General features: G+C 63.0%; 19 protein-coding genes. 1 reads left to right on the top strand and 18 read right to left on the bottom strand.

From position 1 onward, the window contains the following. Entirely contained in the window at positions 1-828 is an 828-nt protein-coding gene (gene fdhD, locus NCS67_RS01195; protein ID WP_250433655.1) for a formate dehydrogenase accessory sulfurtransferase FdhD, read from the top strand. A gap of 24 nt (positions 829-852) precedes the next feature. Here the strand turns inward: fdhD and NCS67_RS01190 are convergent, their stop codons facing one another. The 18 genes from NCS67_RS01190 to NCS67_RS01105 form a co-directional block, all read right to left on the bottom strand. Continuing rightward, the gene (locus NCS67_RS01190; protein ID WP_008351601.1) at positions 853-1,617 is read right to left on the bottom strand and encodes an enoyl-CoA hydratase; all 765 of its coding nucleotides are present in this window, start codon (positions 1,615-1,617) and stop codon (positions 853-855) included. 53 nt (positions 1,618-1,670) lie between these two features. Next, on the bottom strand, positions 1,671-2,870 hold the full coding sequence (locus tag NCS67_RS01185) for an acetyl-CoA C-acyltransferase (protein WP_250433653.1): 1,200 nt from the start codon (positions 2,868-2,870) through the stop codon (positions 1,671-1,673). A gap of 15 nt (positions 2,871-2,885) precedes the next feature. Then, the gene (locus tag NCS67_RS01180; RefSeq protein ID WP_350029125.1) at positions 2,886-5,306 is read right to left on the bottom strand and encodes a 3-hydroxyacyl-CoA dehydrogenase/enoyl-CoA hydratase family protein; all 2,421 of its coding nucleotides are present in this window, start codon (positions 5,304-5,306) and stop codon (positions 2,886-2,888) included. Positions 5,307-5,527: 221 nt separating this feature from the next. After that, positions 5,528-7,315: an acyl-CoA dehydrogenase C-terminal domain-containing protein gene (locus tag NCS67_RS01175; protein ID WP_008351605.1), complete on the bottom strand. Its 1,788-nt coding sequence runs from the start codon at positions 7,313-7,315 to the stop codon at positions 5,528-5,530. A 69-nt stretch (positions 7,316-7,384) separates the two neighbouring features. Beyond that, on the bottom strand, positions 7,385-8,059 hold the full coding sequence (locus NCS67_RS01170; RefSeq protein ID WP_008351607.1) for a TetR/AcrR family transcriptional regulator: 675 nt from the start codon (positions 8,057-8,059) through the stop codon (positions 7,385-7,387). Between the two features lie 272 nt (positions 8,060-8,331). Further along, positions 8,332-9,621 carry a phospholipase D-like domain-containing protein gene (locus NCS67_RS01165; protein ID WP_034470584.1) on the bottom strand — a complete coding sequence of 430 codons (1,290 nt, stop codon included), beginning with the start codon at positions 9,619-9,621 and terminating at the stop codon, positions 8,332-8,334. Further along, complete coding sequence (gene nudB, locus NCS67_RS01160) at positions 9,618-10,094, bottom strand: dihydroneopterin triphosphate diphosphatase (RefSeq protein WP_008351611.1); 477 nt, start codon at positions 10,092-10,094, stop codon at positions 9,618-9,620. The genes NCS67_RS01165 and nudB overlap by 4 nt, the downstream gene beginning before the upstream one ends. Positions 10,095-10,203: 109 nt before the next feature. Then, complete coding sequence (aspS, locus tag NCS67_RS01155) at positions 10,204-12,006, bottom strand: aspartate--tRNA ligase (protein ID WP_008351612.1); 1,803 nt, start codon at positions 12,004-12,006, stop codon at positions 10,204-10,206. Between the two features lie 91 nt (positions 12,007-12,097). Beyond that, positions 12,098-12,760, bottom strand: a complete 663-nt coding sequence (locus NCS67_RS01150; protein ID WP_008351614.1) for a DUF502 domain-containing protein — start codon at positions 12,758-12,760, stop codon at positions 12,098-12,100. Between the two features lie 134 nt (positions 12,761-12,894). Next, complete coding sequence (locus NCS67_RS01145; RefSeq protein WP_008351617.1) at positions 12,895-13,266, bottom strand: FmdB family zinc ribbon protein; 372 nt, start codon at positions 13,264-13,266, stop codon at positions 12,895-12,897. A 149-nt stretch (positions 13,267-13,415) separates the two neighbouring features. Continuing rightward, positions 13,416-14,033, bottom strand: coding sequence for a methyltransferase (locus NCS67_RS01140; RefSeq protein ID WP_250433651.1), 618 nt, complete (start codon positions 14,031-14,033; stop codon positions 13,416-13,418). 11 nt (positions 14,034-14,044) lie between these two features. Then, entirely contained in the window at positions 14,045-15,616 is a 1,572-nt protein-coding gene (gene ubiB, locus NCS67_RS01135) for a ubiquinone biosynthesis regulatory protein kinase UbiB (RefSeq protein WP_008351622.1), read from the bottom strand. 22 nt (positions 15,617-15,638) lie between these two features. Beyond that, positions 15,639-16,343 (bottom strand): ubiquinone biosynthesis accessory factor UbiJ, encoded by a 705-nt coding sequence (locus NCS67_RS01130; RefSeq protein WP_051996412.1) that lies wholly within the window; start codon positions 16,341-16,343, stop codon positions 15,639-15,641. A gap of 125 nt (positions 16,344-16,468) precedes the next feature. Further along, the gene (locus NCS67_RS01125; protein WP_008351625.1) at positions 16,469-17,479 is read right to left on the bottom strand and encodes a Tim44 domain-containing protein; all 1,011 of its coding nucleotides are present in this window, start codon (positions 17,477-17,479) and stop codon (positions 16,469-16,471) included. A gap of 25 nt (positions 17,480-17,504) precedes the next feature. Beyond that, the gene (ubiE, locus tag NCS67_RS01120; RefSeq protein WP_250433648.1) at positions 17,505-18,236 is read right to left on the bottom strand and encodes a bifunctional demethylmenaquinone methyltransferase/2-methoxy-6-polyprenyl-1,4-benzoquinol methylase UbiE; all 732 of its coding nucleotides are present in this window, start codon (positions 18,234-18,236) and stop codon (positions 17,505-17,507) included. 84 nt (positions 18,237-18,320) lie between these two features. Beyond that, positions 18,321-18,728, bottom strand: coding sequence for a gamma-butyrobetaine hydroxylase family protein (locus tag NCS67_RS01115; RefSeq protein ID WP_008351631.1), 408 nt, complete (start codon positions 18,726-18,728; stop codon positions 18,321-18,323). A 9-nt stretch (positions 18,729-18,737) separates the two neighbouring features. Next, positions 18,738-19,172 carry an HIT family protein gene (locus tag NCS67_RS01110; RefSeq protein WP_008351633.1) on the bottom strand — a complete coding sequence of 145 codons (435 nt, stop codon included), beginning with the start codon at positions 19,170-19,172 and terminating at the stop codon, positions 18,738-18,740. 36 nt (positions 19,173-19,208) lie between these two features. Beyond that, complete coding sequence (locus NCS67_RS01105; protein ID WP_034470575.1) at positions 19,209-23,303, bottom strand: DUF3683 domain-containing protein; 4,095 nt, start codon at positions 23,301-23,303, stop codon at positions 19,209-19,211. Between the last annotated feature and the right edge of the window lie 245 nt (positions 23,304-23,548).

Raw genomic sequence — 23,548 nt, 5'->3', positions numbered from 1 at the left:
GTGGAACAACTCGAAACCGACGACCAACCCGGCTTCGTCGAGCGCCAGGTGCGCAGGCATCGCAAGAACGAAGTTGCGATCGCCGCTGACAACGTCGGTCAGGAATGGCCCGTCGCGCTGGTTTTCAACGGCATTTCGCACGCGGTGATGATGTGCACGCCACGCGATCTCGAAGCGTTCGCAGTGGGCTTTTCGATGACGGAAGGCATAGTTGAGCGCGGCAGCGATATCCACGATATCGAGGTTTATTTGCGGGATGACGGCGTCGCGTTGCCGCATGCGGAAGTGCATCTGCAGGTCGTGCAGCAGGCTTTCGCGTCGCTGAAGGACAAGCGGCGCGCGCTCGCCGGGCGCACCGGATGCGGCGTGTGCGGCATCGAAAGCATCGACTTGCTCGATCTTCAGCCGGAACGCGTGCCGGAGACCGGCTTTCTGAATCGTCTCGCGCCCGATGCGATCGAACGCGCCGCGCGCGAATTGCCCGCGCATCAGCAATTGACGAAGCTGACGGGCGGTCTGCACGCCGCCGCGTGGTGCGACGAAAACGGCGCAGTGCGCTACGCCTTCGAGGACGTCGGGCGGCATAACGCGCTCGACAAGCTCATCGGCCAGTTGATCCTGCGCCGCGAGGACACGACGCAAGGTTTCGTGTTCCTGTCGAGCCGCGCGAGCTATGAACTCGTGCGCAAATCGGCGCGCGTCGGCGTGCCGATGATCGCGACGATTTCCGCGCCGACCTCGCTCGCCATTTCGATCGCGAAGCAGGCGGGCCTGCGGCTCGTCAGCTTCGCGCGCGAGAACAGCTTCGTCGAATACGATGTCGAGTGAAGCGCGCTATTCGAACTATCCGAGCTATTCGAACTTGCTGAAGTCCGGCTTGCGCTTCTCGAAGAACGCCTGAAACGCCTCGCGCGCTTCGGGCGCGACGAGCATCCGCGAGAAATGCGCGGCTTCGTCTTCCATGCGCGCGGTCACTTCGTGCGCGTGCGCGCCTTTCATCAGCGACTTGGTCACGCGCAGCGACGACGCCGGCAGGAGCGCGAGCCGCTTCGCCTTGTCGAACGCGTAGGCGTCGAGTTCGGCGGCATCGATCGCGCCGTTGAGGAAGCCCATGCCGATCGCTTCGTTCACGTCGAACGCTTCGCCCAGCAAGAGCTTTTCCGCCGCGCGCTGATAACCCGCCGTGCGCGGCAGCAGCAGGCTCGACGCCGCTTCCGGACACAGCCCCAGTTGCGAAAACGGCAGCGAGAACTTCGCGTTCGGGCTCGCGTAGACGATGTCGCAATGCAGGAGCATCGTCGTGCCGATGCCGACCGCCGTGCCCGCGACCGCCGCGACGATCGGCTTCGGAAAACCGGCGATGCGCCGCAGGAACTGGAAGACGGGCGCGTCGAGTCCCTTCGGCGGATCGTTCAGGAAGTCATCGAGGTCGTTGCCGGCGGAGAACGTCGTGCCGTTCGCGCGGATCAGCACCGCGCGCACGGTCGGGTCCATCTCGGCTTCGTAGAGGCCGTCGGCCATTTCCTGATACATCGCCGCGGTGATCGCGTTCTTCTTTTCCGGACGATTGAGCACGATGCTCAGCACGCCGTCCGCGCGTTCGATCTGAATCTCCATCCGCTGTCTCCTTTGTCGGTCCGCGAGCTTTCGGCACTCGCGGACCGTTTGCGTCAAAGCCGCTCGATGATGCCCGCCGCGCCCATGCCGGTGCCGACGCACATCGTCACCATGCCGTACTTCAGGTTGCGGCGACGCAGGCCGTGCACGACCGTCGACGCGCGGATCGCGCCCGTCGCGCCGAGCGGATGGCCGAGCGCGATCGCGCCGCCGAGCGGATTGACCTTGGACGTATCGAGTCCGAGATCGCCGATCACCGCGAGCGCCTGCGCCGCGAACGCTTCGTTCAGCTCGATCCAGTCGAGATCGTCCTGCTTCAGGCCCGCCGCCTTCAACGCGGCCGGAATCGCTTCCTTCGGCCCGATGCCCATGATCTCGGGCGGCACGCCGCGCACCGCGAAGCTCACGAAGCGCGCGAGCGGCGTGAGGTTGAACTGCTTCAGGATCTTTTCCGACACGACGATCAGCGCGCCGGCGCCGTCCGACGTCTGCGAGCTGTTGCCCGCCGTCACCGAGCCTTTGTTCGCGAACACGGGACGCAGCTTCGCGAGACCTTCGACCGACGTATCCGCGCGCGGACCTTCGTCGAGCGCGATCTCGCGCGCGTTCACGCGAACTTCGCCCGATGCGAGATCGGGGAAGCGCTCGTTCAACGTGTATGCGGCGATTTCATCGGCGAATTCGCCCGCTTGCTGCGCGGCCAACGCCTTGCGATGCGACTCCGCGGCGAACGCGTCCTGCGCCTCGCGGCTCACCTTCCAGCGTTCCGCGACGCGCTCCGCCGTCAGCCCCATGCCGTACGCGATGCCGACATCTTCGTTGCGATCGAAGATATGCGGCGACAGCGAAGGCTTGTTGCCCATCATCGGCACCATGCTCATCGACTCGCAGCCGCCGGCGATCATCGCATCGGCTTCGCCGACGCGGATGCGGTCCGCCGCCATCGCGAGCGCCGTCAGGCCCGACGCGCAGAAGCGGTTCACCGTGACGCCGCCGACGGTGTTCGGCAAGCCCGCGAGCAACGCGCCCATGCGCGCGACGTTCAGTCCTTGCTCGGCCTCGGGAATCGCGCAGCCGACGATCGCGTCCTCGATCACGTTCGTATCGAGCCCCGGCACCTGCGCGACGGCCGATCTGATCGCGTGGACGAGCAGCTCGTCCGGGCGCGTGTTCCTGAACACGCCGCGCGGCGCCTTGCCGATCGGCATGCGGCTCGCGGCGACGATGTATGCGTCTTGAAGTTGTTTGCTCATCTTATGCAGCTCCGCTTAGTTACGCACCGGCTTGCCGGTCTGCAACATGCCCATGATTCGCTCTTGCGTCTTTTGCGTGCCGAGCAGCTCGACGAACGCGCGGCGCTCCAGCGCCAGCAGCCATTCTTCGTCGACGAGACTGCCCGCTTCGACATCGCCGCCGCACACGGCTTCGGCGATACGGCTCGCGATCAGATAGTCGTGATCGCTGATGAAGCGCCCGTCGCGCATGTTGACGAGCGACGCCTTGATCGTCGAGATCGCCGAGCGGCCCGCGACCGGCACCTGCTTCGCGCGCAACGGCGGACGATAGCCCGATGCGCTCAATGCGCGCGCTTCCTTCTTCGCGATGTCGAGCAGTTCGTGCACGTTGAAGACGATCGTGTCGGACGGCTTCAGATAGCCCATCGCGCGGGCATCGAATGCGGAGGACGACACTTTCGCCATCGCCGCGTTTTCGAAGGACTTCTGCAGGAACTTGAGCAGATCGCTGGTCGCGTTGACGGCGCTCGCCGCTTCCGCCGCGCGCAGTGCCGCTTCCTTGAGACCGCCGCCCGCCGGCACGAGACCGACGCCCACTTCGACGAGACCGATATAACTCTCGACATGCGCGACGCGCTTCGCCGAATGCAGCAGCAGCTCGCAACCGCCGCCGAGCGCAATGCCCGAAACCGCCGACACGACCGGCACGTTCGCGTATTTCACGCGCATCATGCCTTGCTGGAACTTTTTCACGAACGGCTCGATGCCCTTCGCGCCGCCCATCATGAACGCGGGCATCGCTTCTTCGAGATTCGCGCCCGCCGAGAACGGACCGCCCGGCGCGCCGAGTTGCAGCGAAGTCGGCTGCCAGATCACGACGCCACGGTATTCCTTCTCCGCGAGTTCGATGGCTTGCGTGAGGCCGTCGATCACGCCCGGACCGATGGTGTTCATCTTCGACTTGAACGACACGATCACGACATCGCTTTGATCGTCGTCGAGCCACGCGCGCACGTTTTCGGTTTCGAAGAGCGTCTTGCCGTAGGTCTTCGGATCGGCGCCCGTCTCACCGACGAGCGGCGCGCGGAACACCTGCTTCTCGTACACGGGCAGCCTCGAGCGCGGCTCGAAACGGCGCGCGGCGGGCGACCACGAACCTTCGTCCGTGTGCACGCCGTTCTTCTCGGCGACGGGACCATCGAGCACCCACGCGGGCAGCGGCGCGTTCGAGAGCGCCTTGCCTGCATCGATGTCTTCCTGGACCCACTTCGCGATCTGCTGCCAGCCCGCGGCTTGCCAGCTTTCGAACGGTCCCTGGTTCCAGCCGAAGCCCCAGCGGATCGCGAGATCGACGTCGCGCGCGTTGTCCGCGATCGATTCCAGATGGACCGCGATGTAGTGGAACACGTCGCGGAAGATCGCCCAGAGGAACTGCGCCTGCTTGTTGTCCGTTTCGCGCAAGAGCTTGAAACGCTCGGCTGGCGGACGCTTCAGAATGCGGCCGATGAGTTCGTCGGCTTTCGCCCCGCCATCGACATAAGAAGCCGTCTTCGGATCGAGAACCTTGATCGCCTTGCCTTCCTTGCGATAGAAACCCGCGCCCGTCTTCTGGCCGAGCGCGCCGTTCTTGACGAGCGCGTCGAGCACGGGCGGCGTCTTGTAGACGGCGAAGAACGGATCGTCGGGCAGGTTGTCCTGCATCGTCTTGATGACGTGCGCCATCGTGTCGAGACCGACGACATCGGCTGTGCGGAACGTCGCGGACTTCGCGCGGCCGAGGCGCGAGCCGGTGAGATCGTCGACTTCGTCGAAGCGCAGGCCGAACTTTTCGGCTTCGGCGATGACCGCGAGAATCGAGAACACACCGACGCGATTCGCGATGAAGTTCGGCGTGTCTTTTGCGCGCACGACGCCCTTGCCGATCACGCTCGTCAGGAACGTTTCGAGTTGATCGAGGATCCCGGGCTTCGTGGATGCGGTCGGGATCAGCTCGACCAGATGCATGTAGCGCGGCGGATTGAAGAAGTGCACGCCGCAGAAGCGCGATTTGAGTTCATCGGAGAAGCCGTTCGACAGCTCCGTGATCGACAGGCCCGACGTGTTGCTCGCGAAGATCGCGTGCGGCGCGATGTGCGGTGCGACCTTCTTGTAGAGATCGTGCTTCCAGTCCATGCGCTCCGCGATGGCTTCGATCACGAGATCGCATTCTTTCAGTTTCTCGATGTCGTCGTCGTAGTTCACGGGCTCGATGTACTGAGCGTCGTCTTTCACGCCGAACGGGGCGGGCGACAGCTTCTTCAGATTCTCGATGGCCTTCAGCGCAATGGCGTTCTTCGGGCCTTCCTTGGCCGGAAGGTCGAAGAGCATGACCGGGACGCGGGCGTTGATCAGATGGGCGGCGATCTGCGCGCCCATCACGCCCGCGCCGAGCACGGCGACTTTTTTGACGTTCACGGTGGGGTCACTCCGGGGTTCGTGAATGTTTGGGGTTTCGTCTTGCTGCGGCTTTCGCTTTTTTGTTCGCTTTCGCTTTCGCTCGGGTTCGCTTCCGCCTTCGTGCAATCCTGTTTTCGCGTCGGTCCATTAGCACTGCCGCCCCGCACAGGGGCAGTGCTAATAGACCGACACGAAAACGGGATCACCCGGAAGCGAAAGCAGAAGCGAAAGCAAAAACATCAAAACAACGCTTCGTCGTAATCCATCATAGGCTTGGCACCGGCCCGAGCAGCGCGAATCGTAGAAGCGGTCTCAGGCAGCAGCTTGGCGAAATAGAACCGCGCGGTGGCCAGCTTGGCCTTATAGAAAGCATCACCGCCCGAGGCACGATCGAGCGCAACCCTCGCCATCCGCGCCCAGAAATAAGAAAACACGAGATGCCCGACAGTGCGCAGATAGGGCACAGCAGCAGCCCCGACCTCATCGGGATTCTGCATGGCCTTCATGCCGATCTCCATCGTGAGCTTCTGCACCTTCTCGCCGATATCCGCGAGCGGATTGATGAACTCCTGCATCTCCGGCTTCACGCCTTCCTGCTCGACGAAGTCCGCAACCAGCTTGCCGAAGCGCTTCAGCTTCGCGCCCATGTCGCCGAGAATCTTGCGGCCCAGCAGGTCCAGCGCCTGAATGGAATTCGTGCCCTCGTAGATCATGTTGATGCGCGCATCGCGGACGTATTGCTCCATGCCCCATTCGGAGATGAAGCCATGTCCGCCGTAGATCTGCATCGCCATGTTCGTGCCTTCGAACGCGTTATCGGTCAGGAAAGCCTTGATGACCGGCGTCAGCAGCGCGACAAAATCGGCGGCTTCGGCGCGCACGGCTTCATCCGCATGCGACAGTTCCTTGTCGATATTCAACGCCGCCCAATACGTGAACGCGCGGCCTGCCTCGGCATAGGCCTTCTGCGTGAGCAGCATGCGACGCACATCCGGATGCACGATGATCGGATCGGCGGCCTTCTCCGGCGCCTTCGGGCCGGTCAGCGAGCGCATCTGCAGACGCTCTTTCGCGTACACGAGCGAGTTCTGATACGCGACTTCAGTCAGCCCGAGACCCTGCATGCCGACGCCCAGACGCGCTGCGTTCATCATCACGAACATCGCGTTCAAGCCCTTGTTCGACTCGCCGACGAGCCAGCCCTTCGCGCCGTCGAGGTTCATCACGCAGGTCGCGTTGCCATGAATGCCCATCTTGTGCTCGATCGAGCCGCACTTGATGTCGTTGCGCGCACCGACCGCACCGTTCGCGTCCGGTACGAACTTCGGCACGATGAAAAGCGAGATGCCCTTGGTGCCCATCGGCGCGCCGGGCAGACGCGCGAGCACCAGATGAACGATGTTCTCGGCCATGTCGTGCTCGCCGCTCGAAATGAAGATCTTCGTGCCGGTGAGCGCGTACGAGCCGTCGGGATTCGGCTCGGCCTTCGTGCGCAGAATGCCGAGGTCCGTTCCGCAATGCGGTTCCGTGAGGCACATCGTGCCGGTCCACTCGCCCGAGACGAGCTTCGAGAGATACGTCGACTTCTGCTCCGGCGTGCCGTGCGCATGCAGGCATTCGTAGGCGCCGTGCGACAGGCCCGGATACATCGTCCAGGCCTGATTCGCCGAGTTGAGCATTTCGTAGAGCGCGTTGTTCACGAACGCGGGCAAACCCTGGCCGCCATACTCGGGATCGCATCCGAGCGCGGGCCAGCCTGCATCGATGTACTGCCGATAAGCTTCCTTGAAGCCGGCAGGCGTCTTCACGACGCCATCGCCCTCGTAAGTGCAGCCTTCGCGGTCGCCGCTCTGATTGAGCGGGAACACGACTTCGGAGCAGAACTTCCCGGCTTCCTCGAGCACCTGATTGATGGTGTCGGCGTCGAGGTCGGCATGCTTCGGCATGCTCTTCAATTCGGCTTCCACGTTCAGCACTTCGTGCAGCACGAACTGCATGTCGCGAAGGGGGGCGGCGTACTGTCCCATGAGTCTCTCCAGTTTCTTCAAGCGTCTGGTTGCGCGCCGCCGAACCCTTTGTCGATTCGAACGGCGCCGCTAACGGCTGTCGGTCTGTTGCGATGTCAGATTCGTGGCCGGGATCGGAGTCGGCTGCGCAACGCTTCCATTCGCGCCCGCACTCGACGTCTGATACGACTGAATCGTCTTTTCCAGCGCGTCCCGCGTCAGTTGCACGGCTTCCGGCAGATGCAGGAAGCGCGCGTCGTGATGCAGGCCGAGCGTAAAGCTGTACAGCTCGAACAACATCAGATGCGGATCGGTTTCCGCCTTCAGATGCCCTTCGTCCTTCGACTGGCGGATCGCGCGCAGCAGCGCCTCGCGCCACATGCTCACGCTATGCACGAGCTGCTCGCGCACGGCGCTCGCGGCGCGGTCGTCGTACTCCACCGCTCCGCTGATATAGATACAACCCGTGGTCACTTCCTGGATGCGTTTCTCCATCCAGCGATTCATCATCGCGCGCAATCGCGGCAGGCCTCGCACCTCACGCAGGCTCGGAAAGAACACCTCATCTTCGAAGCGCCTGTGGTACTCGCGCACCACTTCCACCTGCAAGTCCTCGCGCGACCCGAAATGCGCAAACACACCGCTCTTGCTCATTTGCATCCGTTCGGCCAACAGGCCGATCGTCAGCCCTTCCAGCCCGTCCCGACTTGCCAACTCCAGCGCTGCGTCGAGAATCGCGGCCCGCGTCTGTTCGCCTTTTCGCATGATGTCCCTACCGTTCTTATGTGACCCGTAAAATCGAACGGCCGTTCTATTATTATGGCCGAACGTTGGTGATACAAGCAGATTTTTAGACACGCATTTCTAAAACGCCAAGCCTTGTCTATAGGATAAATCTCAACAATGTCCGGGTTCATTGTCGCGTTTTATGTACGGACTGCCTGTAAGTGACTGCCCGAATTTCCCGATTCGTGGGAAGCCTTCTCCAGCGCTGCTTGTCGGTATGTATTTTTGCGCAATCGCTGCTAAAAGGCAGGTTAATCGTACTGCCCGATAGTGATCACCTTCATCATCAGCCGGTACGTGTTATAAGCCAGCCAATTAAGCGTGCGCTCCGTAACGGGCCGCGCCGCATAGTGTTTTTCGTCGATGGGGCGGCCTTCGTCAAAAGCCTGAAGAATGGCGTCGTGCAACCCCGCGATCTCGGAATGATTGACGAGCACCATGTTGGCCTCGTTGTTGAGCACGAGCGAAAGCGCATCGAGATTGGATGAGCCGATGGTCGCCCAGTCCGCGTCCACTACCGCGACCTTGCCGTGAAGCATCGTCTTCTCATACTCGGCGATCCTCACGCCATGCTTGAGCAGATTGCCGTAGAGAAACGGCGTCGCGTAATCGAGCGCGACGAACTCTTTACGACCGATGACGAGGGACACGCGCACGCCGCGCTCCGCCGCGTTGACAAGCGCGCGCCGCAGCTTGCGACCCGGCATGAAGTAAGGATTCGCCAGCAGGACTTCGCTCTCGGCGTTCGCGATCGCCCGCAGATACGCCTTTTCGATCGCGCGCCGGTTGAGCAGATTGTCGCGCGCGACGAACGCGACGCACGGGCGATCGACCGCGTGAATCTCGCCGAGACGCGCGCGCCGGCGTGCCAGCATGGCGCGACGGGCGTTCCATCGGCCGGGCGCGCGATCGCTCTCTTGCGTTTCACAACCCGGCTGCGACGGCTGACGCGGCTTCACGCCGAGCCGGATGCGCTGCCATTGGAGATCGAACGCTTCGCGCACGTCCTTGACGACGGGGCCTTGCGCCTCCATCGCGAAATCCCAGCGCGGACGCTCCAGACGCGTGCCGTTCTGGTCGTAGTCGTCGACGATATTGATGCCGCCGCAAAACGCAAAGGTCTCGTCGATCAGCGCGAGCTTGCGATGCGTGCGCGACCAGCCTTGCGGACCGAACAGCAGATGCGGGTTATAGATGCGATGCTCGACGCCGCGCGCCTTCCAGAGCTCGAACATCGGCAGATTGCTTTCCGTGCCGATGCCATCCGTGATCACGCGCACCGTGACGCCGCGCTCGGCGGCGCGCACGAGCGCATCGGAGACGGCGCGACCGATGTCGTCGTTGGCGAAGATGTAGGTTTCGAGCGACACCGATTTGCGCGCGTTGTCGATCCGCTCGATCAACGCCGGAAAGAACTGCACGCCACCTTTGAAGAGCCTGACGTGATTGCCCGTCGTAAAGCATAAGCGCGGCGGCCGGCGGCCGGAGAACAGCGCCTGGCGCAGCCGCTTGAAACTGCGCCGGGGACGCAGTCCGATCATCGGTTATGCGCCGCGAGGCGCTCGGGCAATTGCAGGATCGCTTCCCGGTTCGACCACGAGAAGCATCGGTCGGCGGCCTCGCGAAACGGCAGCCAGAGATGCGCGGTGTGTTCGCGCGGCGCGAGCGTCACTTCGAGACAATGTGGCACGAGCAGGCTGAACTGATGCTCAGTGTTGCGCATGATCCCTTCCGCGTAGCGATGCCGCCATTGCGGATAAATCTCGTACTGAATGCTGTGATGCCAGTCGAGCAGCGCGTTCTCGGGCACGAGCGCGCTGCCTATCACGATGCCCGTCTCTTCCTGCACCTCGCGCGCGGCGGTCTCGATGAGCGGCTCGTCGATGTGATCCTTCGAGCCCGTCACCGATTGCCAGAAGCCCTTGTGATCCGCGCGTTCGATGATGAGCACGTCGAGCTCGGGCGTATGAATGACGACGAGGACGGATTCGGGAATTTTGGGCGGCTTCTGCATGAGCTTTTGAACGCGCGTTTCTTTATCTGTCTATGCCCAAAGACTGTAACGCAAAAAACGAAAAAGGCGCACCCGGCGCCTTTTTCATCACATCGACAACGAAAGCTGCTTATTGCGCTTTCTGCTCCGGCTGACGCAGACGGATGTGCAACTCGCGCAACTGGCGCTCGTCCACTTCGCTCGGGGCCTGCGTGAGCAGATCCTGCGCGCGCTGCGTCTTCGGGAACGCGATCGTGTCGCGGATCGAATCGGCGCCGGACATCAGCGTGACGATGCGGTCCAGACCGAACGCGATGCCGCCATGCGGCGGCGCGCCGTACTGCAGCGCGTCGAGCAAAAAGCCAAACTTCAGGCGGGCTTCTTCAGCGCCGATCTTCAGCGCGCGGAACACCTTGCTCTGCACGTCTTCCTGGAAGATACGCACGGAACCGCCGCCGATTTCCCAGCCGTTCAGCACCATGTCGTACGCCTTCGCAAGGCAGCGGCCCGGGTCCGTTTCCAGATACTCGAGGTGCTCGTCCTTCGGGCTCGTGAACGGGTGATGCGCGGCCACGTAGCGGTTCTCTTCCTCGTCGTACTCGAACATCGGGAAGTCGATGACCCACAGCGGCTTCCAGCCGGTTTCCAGCAGGCCGTTCGCCTTGCCGAATTCCGAATGACCGATCTTGAGACGCAGCGCGCCGAGGCTGTCATTCACGACCTTCGCGCGATCCGCCGCGAAGAAGATGATGTCGCCGTCTTCCGCCGCCGTGCGCTCCATGATCGCCGCGAGCGCCGCGTCATGCAGATTCTTGACGATCGGGCTTTGCAGGCCGTCGCGGCCCTTGGTCTTGTCATTGACCTTGATCCACGCGAGACCCTTCGCACCGTAGATGCGCACGAATTCCGTGTAGCCGTCGATGTCGCCGCGCGACAACTCGCCGCCCTTCGGCACGCGCAGCGCCGCGACGCGGCCGTCCTTCGAGTTGGCCGGCATGCTGAACACCTTGAAGTCGACGTCCTTCACGGCATCCGTCAGGTCGGCGAATTCGAGCTTCACGCGCAGATCCGGCTTGTCGGAGCCGAAGCGGCGCATCGCTTCCGAGTACAGCATGACCGGGAATTTCTCGGGCAGCGCGACTTCCATCGTCTCCTTGAAGACGTGGCGGATCATGTTCTCGAACAGATCGCGGATTTCCTGCTCGGTGAGGAACGAGGTTTCGCAGTCGATCTGCGTGAATTCCGGCTGACGGTCGGCGCGCAGGTCTTCGTCGCGGAAGCACTTGGTGATCTGGTAGTAACGGTCGAAGTTCGCGACCATCAACAATTGCTTGAACAATTGCGGCGACTGCGGCAGCGCGAAGAACTGGCCCGCGTTCACGCGCGACGGCACGAGGTAGTCGCGCGCGCCTTCCGGTGTGCTCTTGGTCAGCATCGGCGTTTCGATGTCGATGAAGCCCTGCGCGTCGAGATACTTGCGCACTTCCATCGCGACGCGATAGCGCAGGCGCAGATTCTTCTGCATCTGCGGACGGCGCAGGTCGAGCACGCGATGCGTGAGGCGCGTGGTCTCTGACAGGTTGTCGTCGTCGAGCTGGAACGGCGGCGTCACCGATGCGTTCAGCACCACGAGTTCGTGGCACAGCACTTCGATCTTGCCGCTCGTGAGGTTCGCATTGACGGTGCCTTCCGGACGGTTGCGCACGACGCCCTTCACCTGCACGCAGAACTCGTTGCGCACGCCTTCGGCCACCTTGAACATCTCGGCGCGGTCCGGGTCGCAGACGACTTGAACGAGGCCTTCGCGGTCGCGCAAGTCGATGAAGATAACGCCGCCGTGATCGCGCCGGCGATGCACCCAGCCGCACAGCGAGACGGTTTCGCCCAGTCGGGCCTCGGTCACCAGACCGCAGTATTCAGATCGCATCGACATGATGTTGTGTCTTTCGTTGTTCGTTAATCAACGGCTCGCGCGCTCGGGTCATGCTCTCTCGCGGCTGACTCTCGCTGCGCGCGCGCCGGCATTACATCGGCGGCTCGGTGGGGCGGCGGGCTGGCGCGACCGGTGTCGGTGCGCTCGGCGAAGGGGCCACCACGCCCATCGAGACGATGTACTTCAGTGCGGCGTCGACGGTCATGTCCAGTTCGACGACTTCGCTTTTCGGCATCATCAGGAAGAAGCCGGACGTCGGGTTCGGCGTCGTCGGCACATAGACGCTCACGTGCTCTTCATCGAGATGATTCAGCACGTCGCCGCCCGGAATGCCCGTGAGAAATCCGATGGTGTACGAGCCTTTGCGCGGATACTCGATCAGGAGCGCCTTGCGAAACGCGTTGCCGCTCGAAGACAGCAACGTGTCCGACACCTGTTTCACGCTCGTGTACAACGGGCCGACGACCGGAATGTGACGAAGGATGGCGTCCCACCATTTCACGAGCTTCTGGCCGACGAAGTTCTGCGTCAACAGCCCGACGATGAAAATGAACGCAAGCGTCAGCACCGCGCCCACGCCCGGCAGATGAAAGCCGACGATCCGCTCGGGCTGCCACGATTGCGGCAGCAGAAGCAGCGTCTGGTCCATCGTTCCGATCACGAGCCCGAGCACCCACAAGGTGATGGCGAGCGGCACCAGCACGAGCAGGCCGGTGAGGAACACGGTTTTCAGCGTAGTCTTTTTCGTGGTCATTTACACGGGGCGAAGGCTGCGCCGGCTCTCGAGTGCGTCGGAGATTCGGCTTGGCAGGCGGGTCGCGCTCGGCTGAGCGCGGTCTACGAGGTCATCGGCGCGGCATGTGGCCCGCCGCGCCGGCCGTCTGGCGCTCAGGCGGCGCTCGACGATGCGGACGCGCCCGCGGCGGGTTTGGCGGCATCCGAGGATGATGGCGTGCTCGCCGGCGTCGCGCTATCGCTCGAATTAGAGTTGCCGGAACCGGCCGAAGCGGCATCGTCCGATTTCGCCGCCGATGCGTCAGACGCGGCCGCGTTGCTCTTGTTGCCGGCATTGCTGTTTCCGCCACGGAAGTCGGTGACATACCAGCCTGAACCCTTCAACTGGAATCCGGCGGCAGTCACCTGCTTCGAAAAAGTGTCCTTCCCGCAGGCGGGACACTGCGTGAGCGGCGCATCGCTCAGTTTCTGAAGCACGTCTTTTTCGTGGCCGCAGTCGGCGCAACGGTACGCGTAAATCGGCATGGCACTCTTCCTACAATGATCTGTCGACGCTTGCAAAGCCTTGAATTATAGCCGCAAACCGATATTGGCCCGCGCTTTTCGGGACCGCGGGCGCAAGATTAACCGCGCAATATTTCAGGGCGTCGGCGGCGAATTTCAAGCCGGCTGGCTCAGATTCGCCGCCACGTCATCCAGCGCTCGCGGCCGGCGAATACGGGTATCGAGTGGCTCACCTCGCGGTCTTCGATCAATTCGAAGTGCGGCGACAGCAGCGCATCCAGTTCGGCGCGCTCGATTCCGAAAGGCGGCCCTTTCGGCGTCGCTCCGATGAAAAAGAAGCCCGCCAGCAGCGCGCCGGGCGCAAGCAACGCCGCCATCCGGCTGGCGTAATCCTGCCAGCGGGTCTTCGGCAGCGCGCAGAGAAACGCGCGCTCGTAGATCCAATCCGGCGAAAACGGCGGCACATACGCAAAAAAATCCGCCTCTTCGACGACGCCCGCATGCGCGCCGAGTTGCGCGCGCGCCGCCTCGACAGCGGCCGGCGAGAAGTCGATTGCGCGGACCGGCCAGCCGCGTTCGGCAAGATGGAGCGCTTCGTACGCGCTGCCACAGCCCGGAATCAGCACACTCTGCGCACTGCGCGACGCGACGAAACTCTTGAACATCTCCGGAACGCCGGCCTGATCCCACGGCGTGAAGTGCTGACCGAAACGTTCATCCCAGAAGCCCGGCGAGTTCGGATCGCGGTTTTCGAAATCGGGAACGTTTGAGTTCGTCGGATCGCTCATGCTGCGCGCCCTCAGGGATGGAGCCAGAACTGCGCGATTACGAAGCCCGCGCCCGCCATCGCGACGACACCGGCAACGAGCACCGCGACGAGCAGGCGGTTCGTGCGCTTCTGCTCCGCAAGGAGCATTCGCATCAGTTCGTCGCTGCCGCTTTTCGGCGCGTCGTGGCGCTCCGCCAGAATATGGTGAATCAACCGCGGCAGCTGCGGAATCGTCTTGCTCCACTGCGGCGCTTCCATTTGAAGGCGCTCGTACCAGCCGCGCCAGCCGATCTGCTCGTTCATCCAGCGCTCGAGATACGGCTTGGCCGTTTTCCACAGATCCAGCTCCGGATCGAGCGAGCGCCCGAGTCCTTCGACGTTGAGCATCGTCTTTTGCAGAAGCACGAGTTGAGGTTGAATCTCGACATTGAAGCGTCGCGACGTCGAGAAAAGGCGCATCAGCACCTGCCCGAGCGAAATGTCCTTCAGCGCGCGATCGAAATAGGGCTCGCAGACCGCGCGGATCGCGCTTTCCAGTTCCTCGACGCGCGTGCTCGGCGGCACCCAGCCGGATTCGAGGTGCAGCGTCGCGACGCGGTGATAGTCGCGCTTGAAGAAGGCGAGGAAGTTCTGCGCGAGGTAGTTCTTGTCGAAGTCCGAAAGCGCCCCGACGATGCCGAAATCCAGCGCGATATAGCGCCCGAACGTCGCCGGATCGAGGCTCACCTGAATGTTGCCGGGATGCATGTCGGCGTGAAAGAAGCCGTCGCGGAACACCTGTGTGAAGAAAATCTCGACGCCTTCGCGCGCCAGCTTGGGAATATCGACGCCCGCGGCGCGCAAGGTCTCCACCTGGCTGATCGGCACGCCGACCATGCGCTCCATGACGAGCACCGTCGGCGCGGACAAGTCCCAGTACATCTCCGGCACGAGCAGCAGATCGAGCCCCTGGAAATTGCGGCGCAACTGGCTGCCGTTGGCGGCCTCGCGCATCAGATCGAGCTCGTCGTGCAGATATTTGTCGAACTCCGCGACCACTTCGCGCGGTTTCAGACGCCGGCCGTCCGCCCAGAGGCGCTCGGCCCACGTCGCGATGTCGCGCAGCAGGGCGAGGTCGGAGTCGATCACGGGCAGCATGCCTGGGCGCAACACCTTCACCGCGACGGCCTTTCCCGCGTGCTCGCCGTTCCTGATCTTCGCGAAATGCACCTGCGCGATCGACGCGCTCGCCACCGGCACGCGCTCGAAATCGTCGAACAATTCGTCGATGGGCGCACCGAGCGATTTCTCGATGATCGACACGGCCACCGCCGAATCGAACGGCGGCACCTGATCCTGAAGCTTGGCGAGCTCGTCGGCGACATCGACGGGCAGAAGATCGCGCCGCGTCGACAGCACTTGCCCGAACTTCACGAAGATGGGCCCGAGGCTTTCCAGCGCGAGCCGCAAGCGGATGCCGCGCTCGACGTCGAACCTGCGGCCGAACGTCGTGATACGCATGAGGTAGCGCACGCGACGATCGTCGATGCCGCTCATCACCAGCTCATCGAGACCGAATCGGACGATCGTGAAAAAAATCTTGAGGAAACGCAGAAAACGCATGGTTCGAATTTGCTTCAGCTCGTTATTCGTGCGAGTCGCGCACAGACTCGCCGCCGGATCGCGCTGAGGCGCCGCTCGCCGGCCGGGATTGTTCGGTTTGCCGTTCGATTCTTTCGATGCGCTTTTCGACGCGCGCCAGTGCATCGCGCGCTTTCGAAAGCTCGGCATTGAATGCGTCGAGCGCGCTCTTGCGCACGAGTTGCGGGCGCTCGTCGAGGAAATACTCGGTGAAGGTGTCAAGAAGATTGCGCCCGGTGCGCTGCGCCTGCTCCTGCACCGCCCGCGCGATGATGCCAACGCGATGCGCGGGCGCGTCGCCGATTACGCGCGCCAGATCCTCTTCCGGATCCCAGCGCAGATGTTCGGCCAGCTTGGCGAGCGTCGTCGCGAATTCGGCGTCGCCCTCGATGCGAACGTGTTTCATCACCGCCGCCTGGCCGCCTTGCACGAACGCGGGCAGCGCGTCGAGCGGCACGGCGATCGTCACGTCGAATGCGCCCGCTTCCGCTTCCGTGGTTGCCGCGAAGAGACCGTCCGGCTGCACGACGAGCGCGATCGAAACCGGCCCGCACGACAGCTTCACGCGCTTGCCTGCATAAGGCTTGAGCCGCTCGAGCGCCCAGGGCTCGCGCACGAGCAGATGGTTCACGGCGGCCGCGAATCCACTGGACGCGGTCTTCAAGGCGGGATTTGCTGCGGGACGGGCGGATTCGTCTGCGTTCGTCATCGGCTGTGAGATGAAAAAACCCGCGCGGGACACTTCTCGCGCGGGTTTCTATTCTACCTTCGCAACCGGCCATCACACCGACGGTTGCCGGCGCCCTGGCCATTCGGCCAAGGGCATGGTCAAGCTCAACTGACCTGCTGAATGCCCGCCAGCAGCCAGCCTTCGTTGCCCGACTTCTGCTTCGACAGGTTCCAGACCTCGACGAACGGTTCCGCCGCCGCCCCTTCCGACTCGCGGATCAGGCCGTGGAAGCGCACGCTCGCCAGATACTCGGACGCACGGTCCTCGACACCGAGCACATCGGCGTTGAGCTGAACCACGTCGGTACGGTTCGGCGCGCTGCCGCGTGCGTCGACGTCGAGTTTCACCTCGGCGAACATCTCGGGCGTCGTGAACTCGCGGATGTCGTTGACGTTGCCGCGATCCCACGCGTCCTGCAAACGCACGAAGTAGACCTTCGCGTTACGCACGAATGCTTCGGTGTCGAAGCCCGCCGGCACGTTGGGATTCGCGACCGCTTGCGTCGCCGGCGATTCGATGTAGTTGGCACCGAAACCGGTCGGCTGCTGCGGCATTTGCGGCGGTTCCTGATTCAGGCTCTGGCGCGCGGCCGCGCCGTACGGCGAACCCGAAGCAGATCCGGCACCCGCGTATGCCGGCGTGTTGTTGCCCTGACGCTTGCGCATGATGAAGCGGAACAGCATGACGGCCGCCAGCACGATCAACGCGATCATGATCATGTTGGCCATCGCGCCGGCGAACGCCTCGCCCAGCCCGAAGTGCGACAGGAGCGCCGCGATGCCGAGACCCGCCGCGAGACCGGCGATCGGCCCGAGCCAGCGATTGCGCGCGGGTTGCGCCGCGGCGGGTGCGGCCGGCGCGGCCGGCGCGCGCTGTGCCTGCGCTGCGTTGTTCTGCTGCATCGATTGAGACTGCGAAGGCGGCGTCGCCTGATGCTGCTGCGTTGCCGTGGCCGACTGACGGCCCATGCTGCGGCCGCCGCCCATGCGCTTGGCTTCCGCCGTTTCCGCGAAGATTGCGCCGGCCGCAATAACGCCAGCCAGCGCCAAGATTCCGGCCTTCCTGAAGAAGAGGTTCAGGAAACCCCGGGATTGGGGTTTGCGCGAATCGAACATATCGAATCCTTAAGAGAGTGGAACATCAAAATTTGGTCCCGACGTGTAACGCTACCACGCCACCTGACAAATTGTAATATTCGACTCGATCCAGGCCCGCTTGTTCCATAATTGTTTTGAGAGTTTCCTGGTCCGGGTGCATGCGGATGGACTCGGCCAAGTACCGATAGCTATCCGCATCTTTGGCCACTTTTTCGCCAAGCCACGGCAAAATCTTGAAACTGTAGACATCGTACGGCTTCTTTAGCGGCTCCCATACTTTCGAAAATTCCAGCACGAGCAGCTTTCCACCGGGTTTCAGCACGCGCGTCATTTCGGCCAACGCGCGATCCTTATGCGTCATGTTACGAAGACCGAAGGCAACTGTAACCACATTGAAATAATTGGCCGGGAACGGGATCTTTTCGGCGTCGCAGAGCAGCGCGGGCGTCAGCACGCCTTTGTCGATCAGCCGGTCGCGGCCCACGCGCAGCATCGATTCGTTGATGTCCGTGTGCCAGACTTCGCCCGTCTCGCCGGCCTGCTTGGCAAACGCCATCGCGAGATCGCCCGTGCCGCCGGCGATGTCCAGCACTTTGTAGCCCGGCCGCACCTTGGCCTGCCCGATCGTGAAGTGTTTCCAGATCCGATGCAGTCCGCCGGACATCAGGTCGTTCATCAAGTCGTAGTTGCCCGCGACGGAATGAAACACGCCCGCCACTTTCTTCGCCTTGTCCTGCTCTTCGACCGTTTCGTATCCGAAGTGGGTCTTGCTCATCGCGCGTTTTCCTCGCCTGTTGTTCGTTCTATGTCTGCGCAAAACTCGCGCCGGCTATGCGGCGTTATGCCGCAGCCCTATTGCTCAGTGACAGTGTCCGCCGGATGGTTTTGCGGCCATCGGCGCGTCTCGGTCCACGCCGGCGGCTTCCAGCTTCGCCAGATACTCGCGCCACAGTTCGTCCTGACGCGTCGCCAGGTCGTGCAGGATGTCCCAGGAATAGATGCCGGTATTGTGACCGTCCGAAAAATTGAGTTGCAGCGCATAGTGCCCGACCGGATCGACGCCGATGATCGTCACCTCGCGCTTGCCCGTCTGCAGCGTTTCCTGTCCGGGGCCGTGGCCCTGCACTTCGGCGGACGGCGAATAGACGCGCAGAAGCTCGAACGGCACGCGATACGACTCGTCGCCGTATTGCAGCTCCAGCACGCGCGATTTCGAATGCACGACGACGCCGGTGGGAATCGGCGTCGTGGAAGTGAGTCCGCTCATGATCTCGTCTTATTGATGGCCGAAGGCCTGGTTCAGCTCGTTGCGCACCTGTTCGCGCAAAAGCGTGGCCTGCGCGCGGCGCTTCGATAGCTGCGATTCGGACACCGTGCGCTGGCGCGGCGCCCAGATCGGCAGAGGAAAGCGGGAATCGTTGGAAAAGCGTGGAATGACGTGCCAGTGGACGTGCGGCACCTGATTGCCGAGACTTGCCAGATTGATCTTTTCCGGCACGAGCACGCGGCGCATCGCGCGCTCGACGCCGTTGACGGCGGTCATCACGCGCACGCGGTCGGCATCCGGCAAATCGGACATTTCGGCGACGTGCGCGCCCCAGATCACGCGACACAAGCCCGGCCAGTCGGGCTCATCGGCAAGGACGACGCGCAACGTGTCGTCCGACCACAGCACTTCGCCGCCGTCTTCACGGCAAAACACACAGTCCATCTCATACCTCTAGCGAATCAAACCTCGATTTCGCTATTACACCAGCACGCGCTCGATACCGCCATTGTTCGCGCGTTCGACGTACTGTTCCATCCAGTTTTCGCCGAGCACCTTGCGCGCCATTTCCACGACGATATAGTCCGCCTCGACGTTGGCGTCCTCGTTGTAGCGCGACAGACCTTGCAGGCACGACGGGCAGCTCGTCAGGATTTTCACGTCCGTGCCGTTGGTCTGCGCGCCATCGCCTGCGGAGAGCACCGAACCGGGCGCCGCGCCGGCCGAGCCCGCAGACGCGTTCATCGGATTGATCGCGTTCGAGCCCGCTTCCGCGACGAGCGGAATGCCGCGCAACTTGGCCGCGCCCTTGCGAATCTCTTCTTCCTTGCGGAAGCGCACTTGCGTCGAGATGTCCGGACGCGTGACCGCCAGCGTGCCCGATTCGCCGCAGCATCGATCGTTCTTCTCGATCTTGTAGCCGTCGTTCTGCGAACCCATCAGATCGTTGACGAGCTTGACCGGGTCCATCGTCTTGATCGGCGAGTGACACGGATCGTGATACATGTAGCGCGTGCCGGTCACGCCGTCGAGCTTCATGTTCTTCTCGAGCAGGAACTCGTGAATGTCGATGATCCGGCAGCCCGGGAAGATCTTCTCGAATTCATAGCCCGCGAGCTGGTCGTAGCACGTTCCGCACGACACGACCACGGTCTTGATATCGAGATAGTTCAGCGTATTCGCGACGCGATGGAACAGCACGCGATTGTCGGTGACGATCTTCTCGGCCTTGTCGTACTGGCCGGAACCGCGCTGCGGATAGCCGCAGCACAGATAGCCCGGCGGCAGCACGGTCTGCACGCCCGCTTCCCACAACATCGCTTGCGTCGCGAGCCCGACTTGCGAGAACAGACGTTCCGAGCCGCAGCCGGGGAAATAGAACACGGCTTCCGAATCGACGGTGGTCGTCTGCGGATTGCGGATGATCGGAACGATCTTGTTGTCCTCGATATCCAGCAGCGCGCGCGCCGTCTTCTTCGGCAAATTGCCCGGCATCTTCTTGTTGACGAAGTGGATCACCTGCGTCACGACCGGCGGCTTGCCGACCGTCGCGGGCGGCTGCGCCGTCTGCTTCTTGACGATCTTCTTCAGCACATCGTTGCCGAAACGCTGCGCCTTGTAGCCGAAGTCCATCATCACGTTGCGCGCGAGATTGATGGTCTGCGGATTGGTCGCGTTCAGGAAGAACATGCCCGCCGCGTTGCCGGCGTTGAACTTCTTCTTGCCCATCTTGCGCAGCAGATTGCGCATGTTCATCGACACGTCGCCGAAATCGATCTTCACCGGACACGGCGTCACGCACTTGTGACAGACCGTGCAGTGATCGGCGACGTCGTTGAACTCGTCCCAGTGCTTGATCGACACGCCGCGGCGCGTCTGCTCTTCGTACAGGAACGCTTCGACGAGCAGCGACGTCGCGAGAATCTTGTTGCGCGGGCTGTAGAGCAGGTTCGCGCGCGGCACGTGCGTCGCGCAGACCGGCTTGCACTTGCCGCAGCGCAGGCAGTCCTTGATCGACTCGGAAATCGCGCCGATATCCGACTGCTGCATGATGATCGACTCGTAGCCCATCAGCCCGAACGACGGCGTGTAGGCGTTGCGCAGATCGGCGCCGTCGAACAGCTTGCCCTTGTTGAAGCGGCCATGCGGATCGACGCGCTGCTTGTACGCGCGGAAATCGCCGATTTCGTCTTCGGTCAGGAATTCCAGCTTCGTGATGCCGATGCCGTGCTCGCCCGAGATCACGCCGTCGAGCGAACGCGCGAGCTTCATGATGCGCGCGACCGCGTGATGCGCGTCCTGCAGCATCGCGTAGTTGTCGGAGTTGACGGGAATGTTCGTGTGCACGTTGCCATCGCCCGCATGCATGTGCAGCGCGACGAAGACGCGCCCGCGCAGCACTTGCTTGTGGATGGCCTGCGCTTCGTCGAGGATCGGCTTGAACTCGCCGCCGTTGAAGATCTGGCGCAGTTCCGCGCGGATTTCCTGCTTCCACGACACGCGCACCGTACGGTCCTGCGCGACATGGAACACGTTGGCGTCAGGCTGAATGTCGACGCGATCCGCGAACTTTTCCGCGAGCGCTTCGTAGCCCAGATTGACGAGATAGTGCTGCGCCTCGCGCAAGGACATGTCGAGCTTGTCGCCGACGAACGTCCAGCGCTCACGCACGCGCTTCAGCAGATCGAGCGCCTGCTGCACGCGGTCTTCGAGCAGTTCGGCGCTCGGAATTTCGTTCGCGTCGTCGGACTTGCCGAGCGGCAGCTTGCCGTTGCGGAAGAACGCTTCGAGCGCGTCGACGAGTTGCAGCTTGTTCTTCAGCGACAACTCGATGTTGATGCGCTCGATGCCGTCCGTGTACTCGCCCATGCGATTGAGCGGAATCACGACGTCTTCGTTGATCTTGAACGCGTTCGTGTGCTTCGCGATGGCGGCCGTGCGCGAGCGGTCGAGCCAGAAACGCTTGCGCGCCTCGGCGTTCACCGCGACGAAGCCTTCGCCGCTCTTGCCGTTCGCCATGCGCACGACTTCCGATGTGGCGGCGGCGACGGCATCGGCGTCATTGCCGACGATATCGCCGATCAGCACCATCTTCGGAAACGCGTTGCGCTTGCTCTTGGTCGCGTAGCCGACCGCGCGCAGATAGCGTTCGTCGAGATGTTCGAGGCCGGCGAGGATCGCGCCGCCCTGCTTCGACGTCTCGAACAGATAGTCCTTGATTTCGACGATGCTCGGAATCGCATCGCGCGCCTGGCCGAAGAATTCGAGGCAGACGGTGCGCGTATGCGCGGGCATCTTGTGCAAAATCCAGCGCGCGGACGTAATGAGACCGTCGCAGCCTTCCTTCTGCACGCCGGGCAGCCCGGCGAGGAATTTATCGGTGACGTCCTTGCCGAGCCCTTCCTTGCGGAACGTGCGCCCGGCGATGTCGAGGCTTTCGGTGCGCAGCAGCTTCTCGCCCGGCGGACGATTGCCGTCGAACCAGTCGAGCCGGAAACGCGCCACTTCGACGTCGTGAATCTTGCCGCAGTTGTGATCGAGACGCGTGACTTCGAGCCAGTTGCCTTCCGGATCGACCATGCGCCACCACGCGAGGTTGTCGAGCGCCGTGCCCCACAACACCGCCTTCTTGCCGCCCGCGTTCATCGCGACATTGCCGCCGACGCACGACGCATCGAGCGAAGTCGGATCGACGGCGAACACGAAGCCCGCCTGCTCCGCCGCTTCGGTGACGCGCCGCGTGACCACGCCCGCGCCGGAGAAAATCGTCGCGACCTTGTGATCGACGCCCGGCAGATCCGTCATTTCGACGGGACCGAGCTGTTCCAGCTTTTCCGTGTTGATGACCGCCGAAAACGGCGTGAGCGGAATCGCGCCGCCGGTGTAGCCGGTGCCGCCGCCGCGCGGAATAACGGTAAGCCCGAGTTCGAAGCACGCCTTGATGAGTCCGGCGATTTCGGCTTCGGTGTCCGGCGTCAGCACGACGAACGGGTATTCGACGCGCCAGTCGGTTGCATCGGTGACGTGCGCGACGCGCGACAGGCCGTCGAACTTGATGTTGTCCTTCTGCGTTTCCTTGCCCAGAACACGCGACGCGCGGCGGCGCAAGTCGGCCATGCGGCCGAACTCGGCGGCGAAATCATCGACGGCGCGGCGCGCGGCGGCGACCAGCAACTGCACGCGCTCGGCGCGTTCGCGGCTGCCGGCTTCGTCGCTATGCGCGGTGAGATCGGCGCTGCGGCGCTTTTCGATTTCGGCGAGACGGTGATTCAGCGCTTCGACGAGCAGCGCCCGGCGTTTCGGATTGTCGAGCAGGTCATCCTGCAGATACGGATTGCGCCGCACGACCCAGATGTCGCCGAGCACTTCGTACAGCATGCGCGCCGAACGGCCGGTGCGGCGCTCGTTGCGCAGTTCGTCGAGCACGGCCCAGGCTTCGTCGCCGAGGAGCCGCATGACGATTTCACGATCGGAAAACGACGTGTAGTTATAGGGAATTTCGCGGAGACGCGGCTCGATATCGAGCGCCAAGGCGGCATGGGCGCCGTTCGGATCGAAGGCTTGAGGTGCGTTCATGTTCGACGGTTCGGTGTGCCGGCGCTCGCGCTAGAAAAGCGGAAATGCCGGCGATGCGCGTGGGGGCGCAAATTTTCGAATGAAACTTCTCTTGGCGAAGGCCGCCGGGCTCGTCACAGCGCCTTCGGTGTGCCCTGGATCAACGCCACGATCGCGCGTGGCGCGCATGCCTTTCCGCCGCGGGATGCGACTCGCGGGAAACATGCGCCAGAAAATCGATCCGAAGCTGCCGGTGCATCTGCCGA

Origin of the sequence: Caballeronia sp. ATUFL_F2_KS9A (assembly GCF_023630765.1) — a bacterium.
In the GTDB taxonomy this organism is placed as follows: Bacteria; Pseudomonadota; Gammaproteobacteria; order Burkholderiales; family Burkholderiaceae; genus Caballeronia; species Caballeronia zhejiangensis.
The sequence above is the reverse complement of the archived record's forward strand: the minus strand, read 5'-3'. Positions and strand labels throughout refer to the sequence as shown.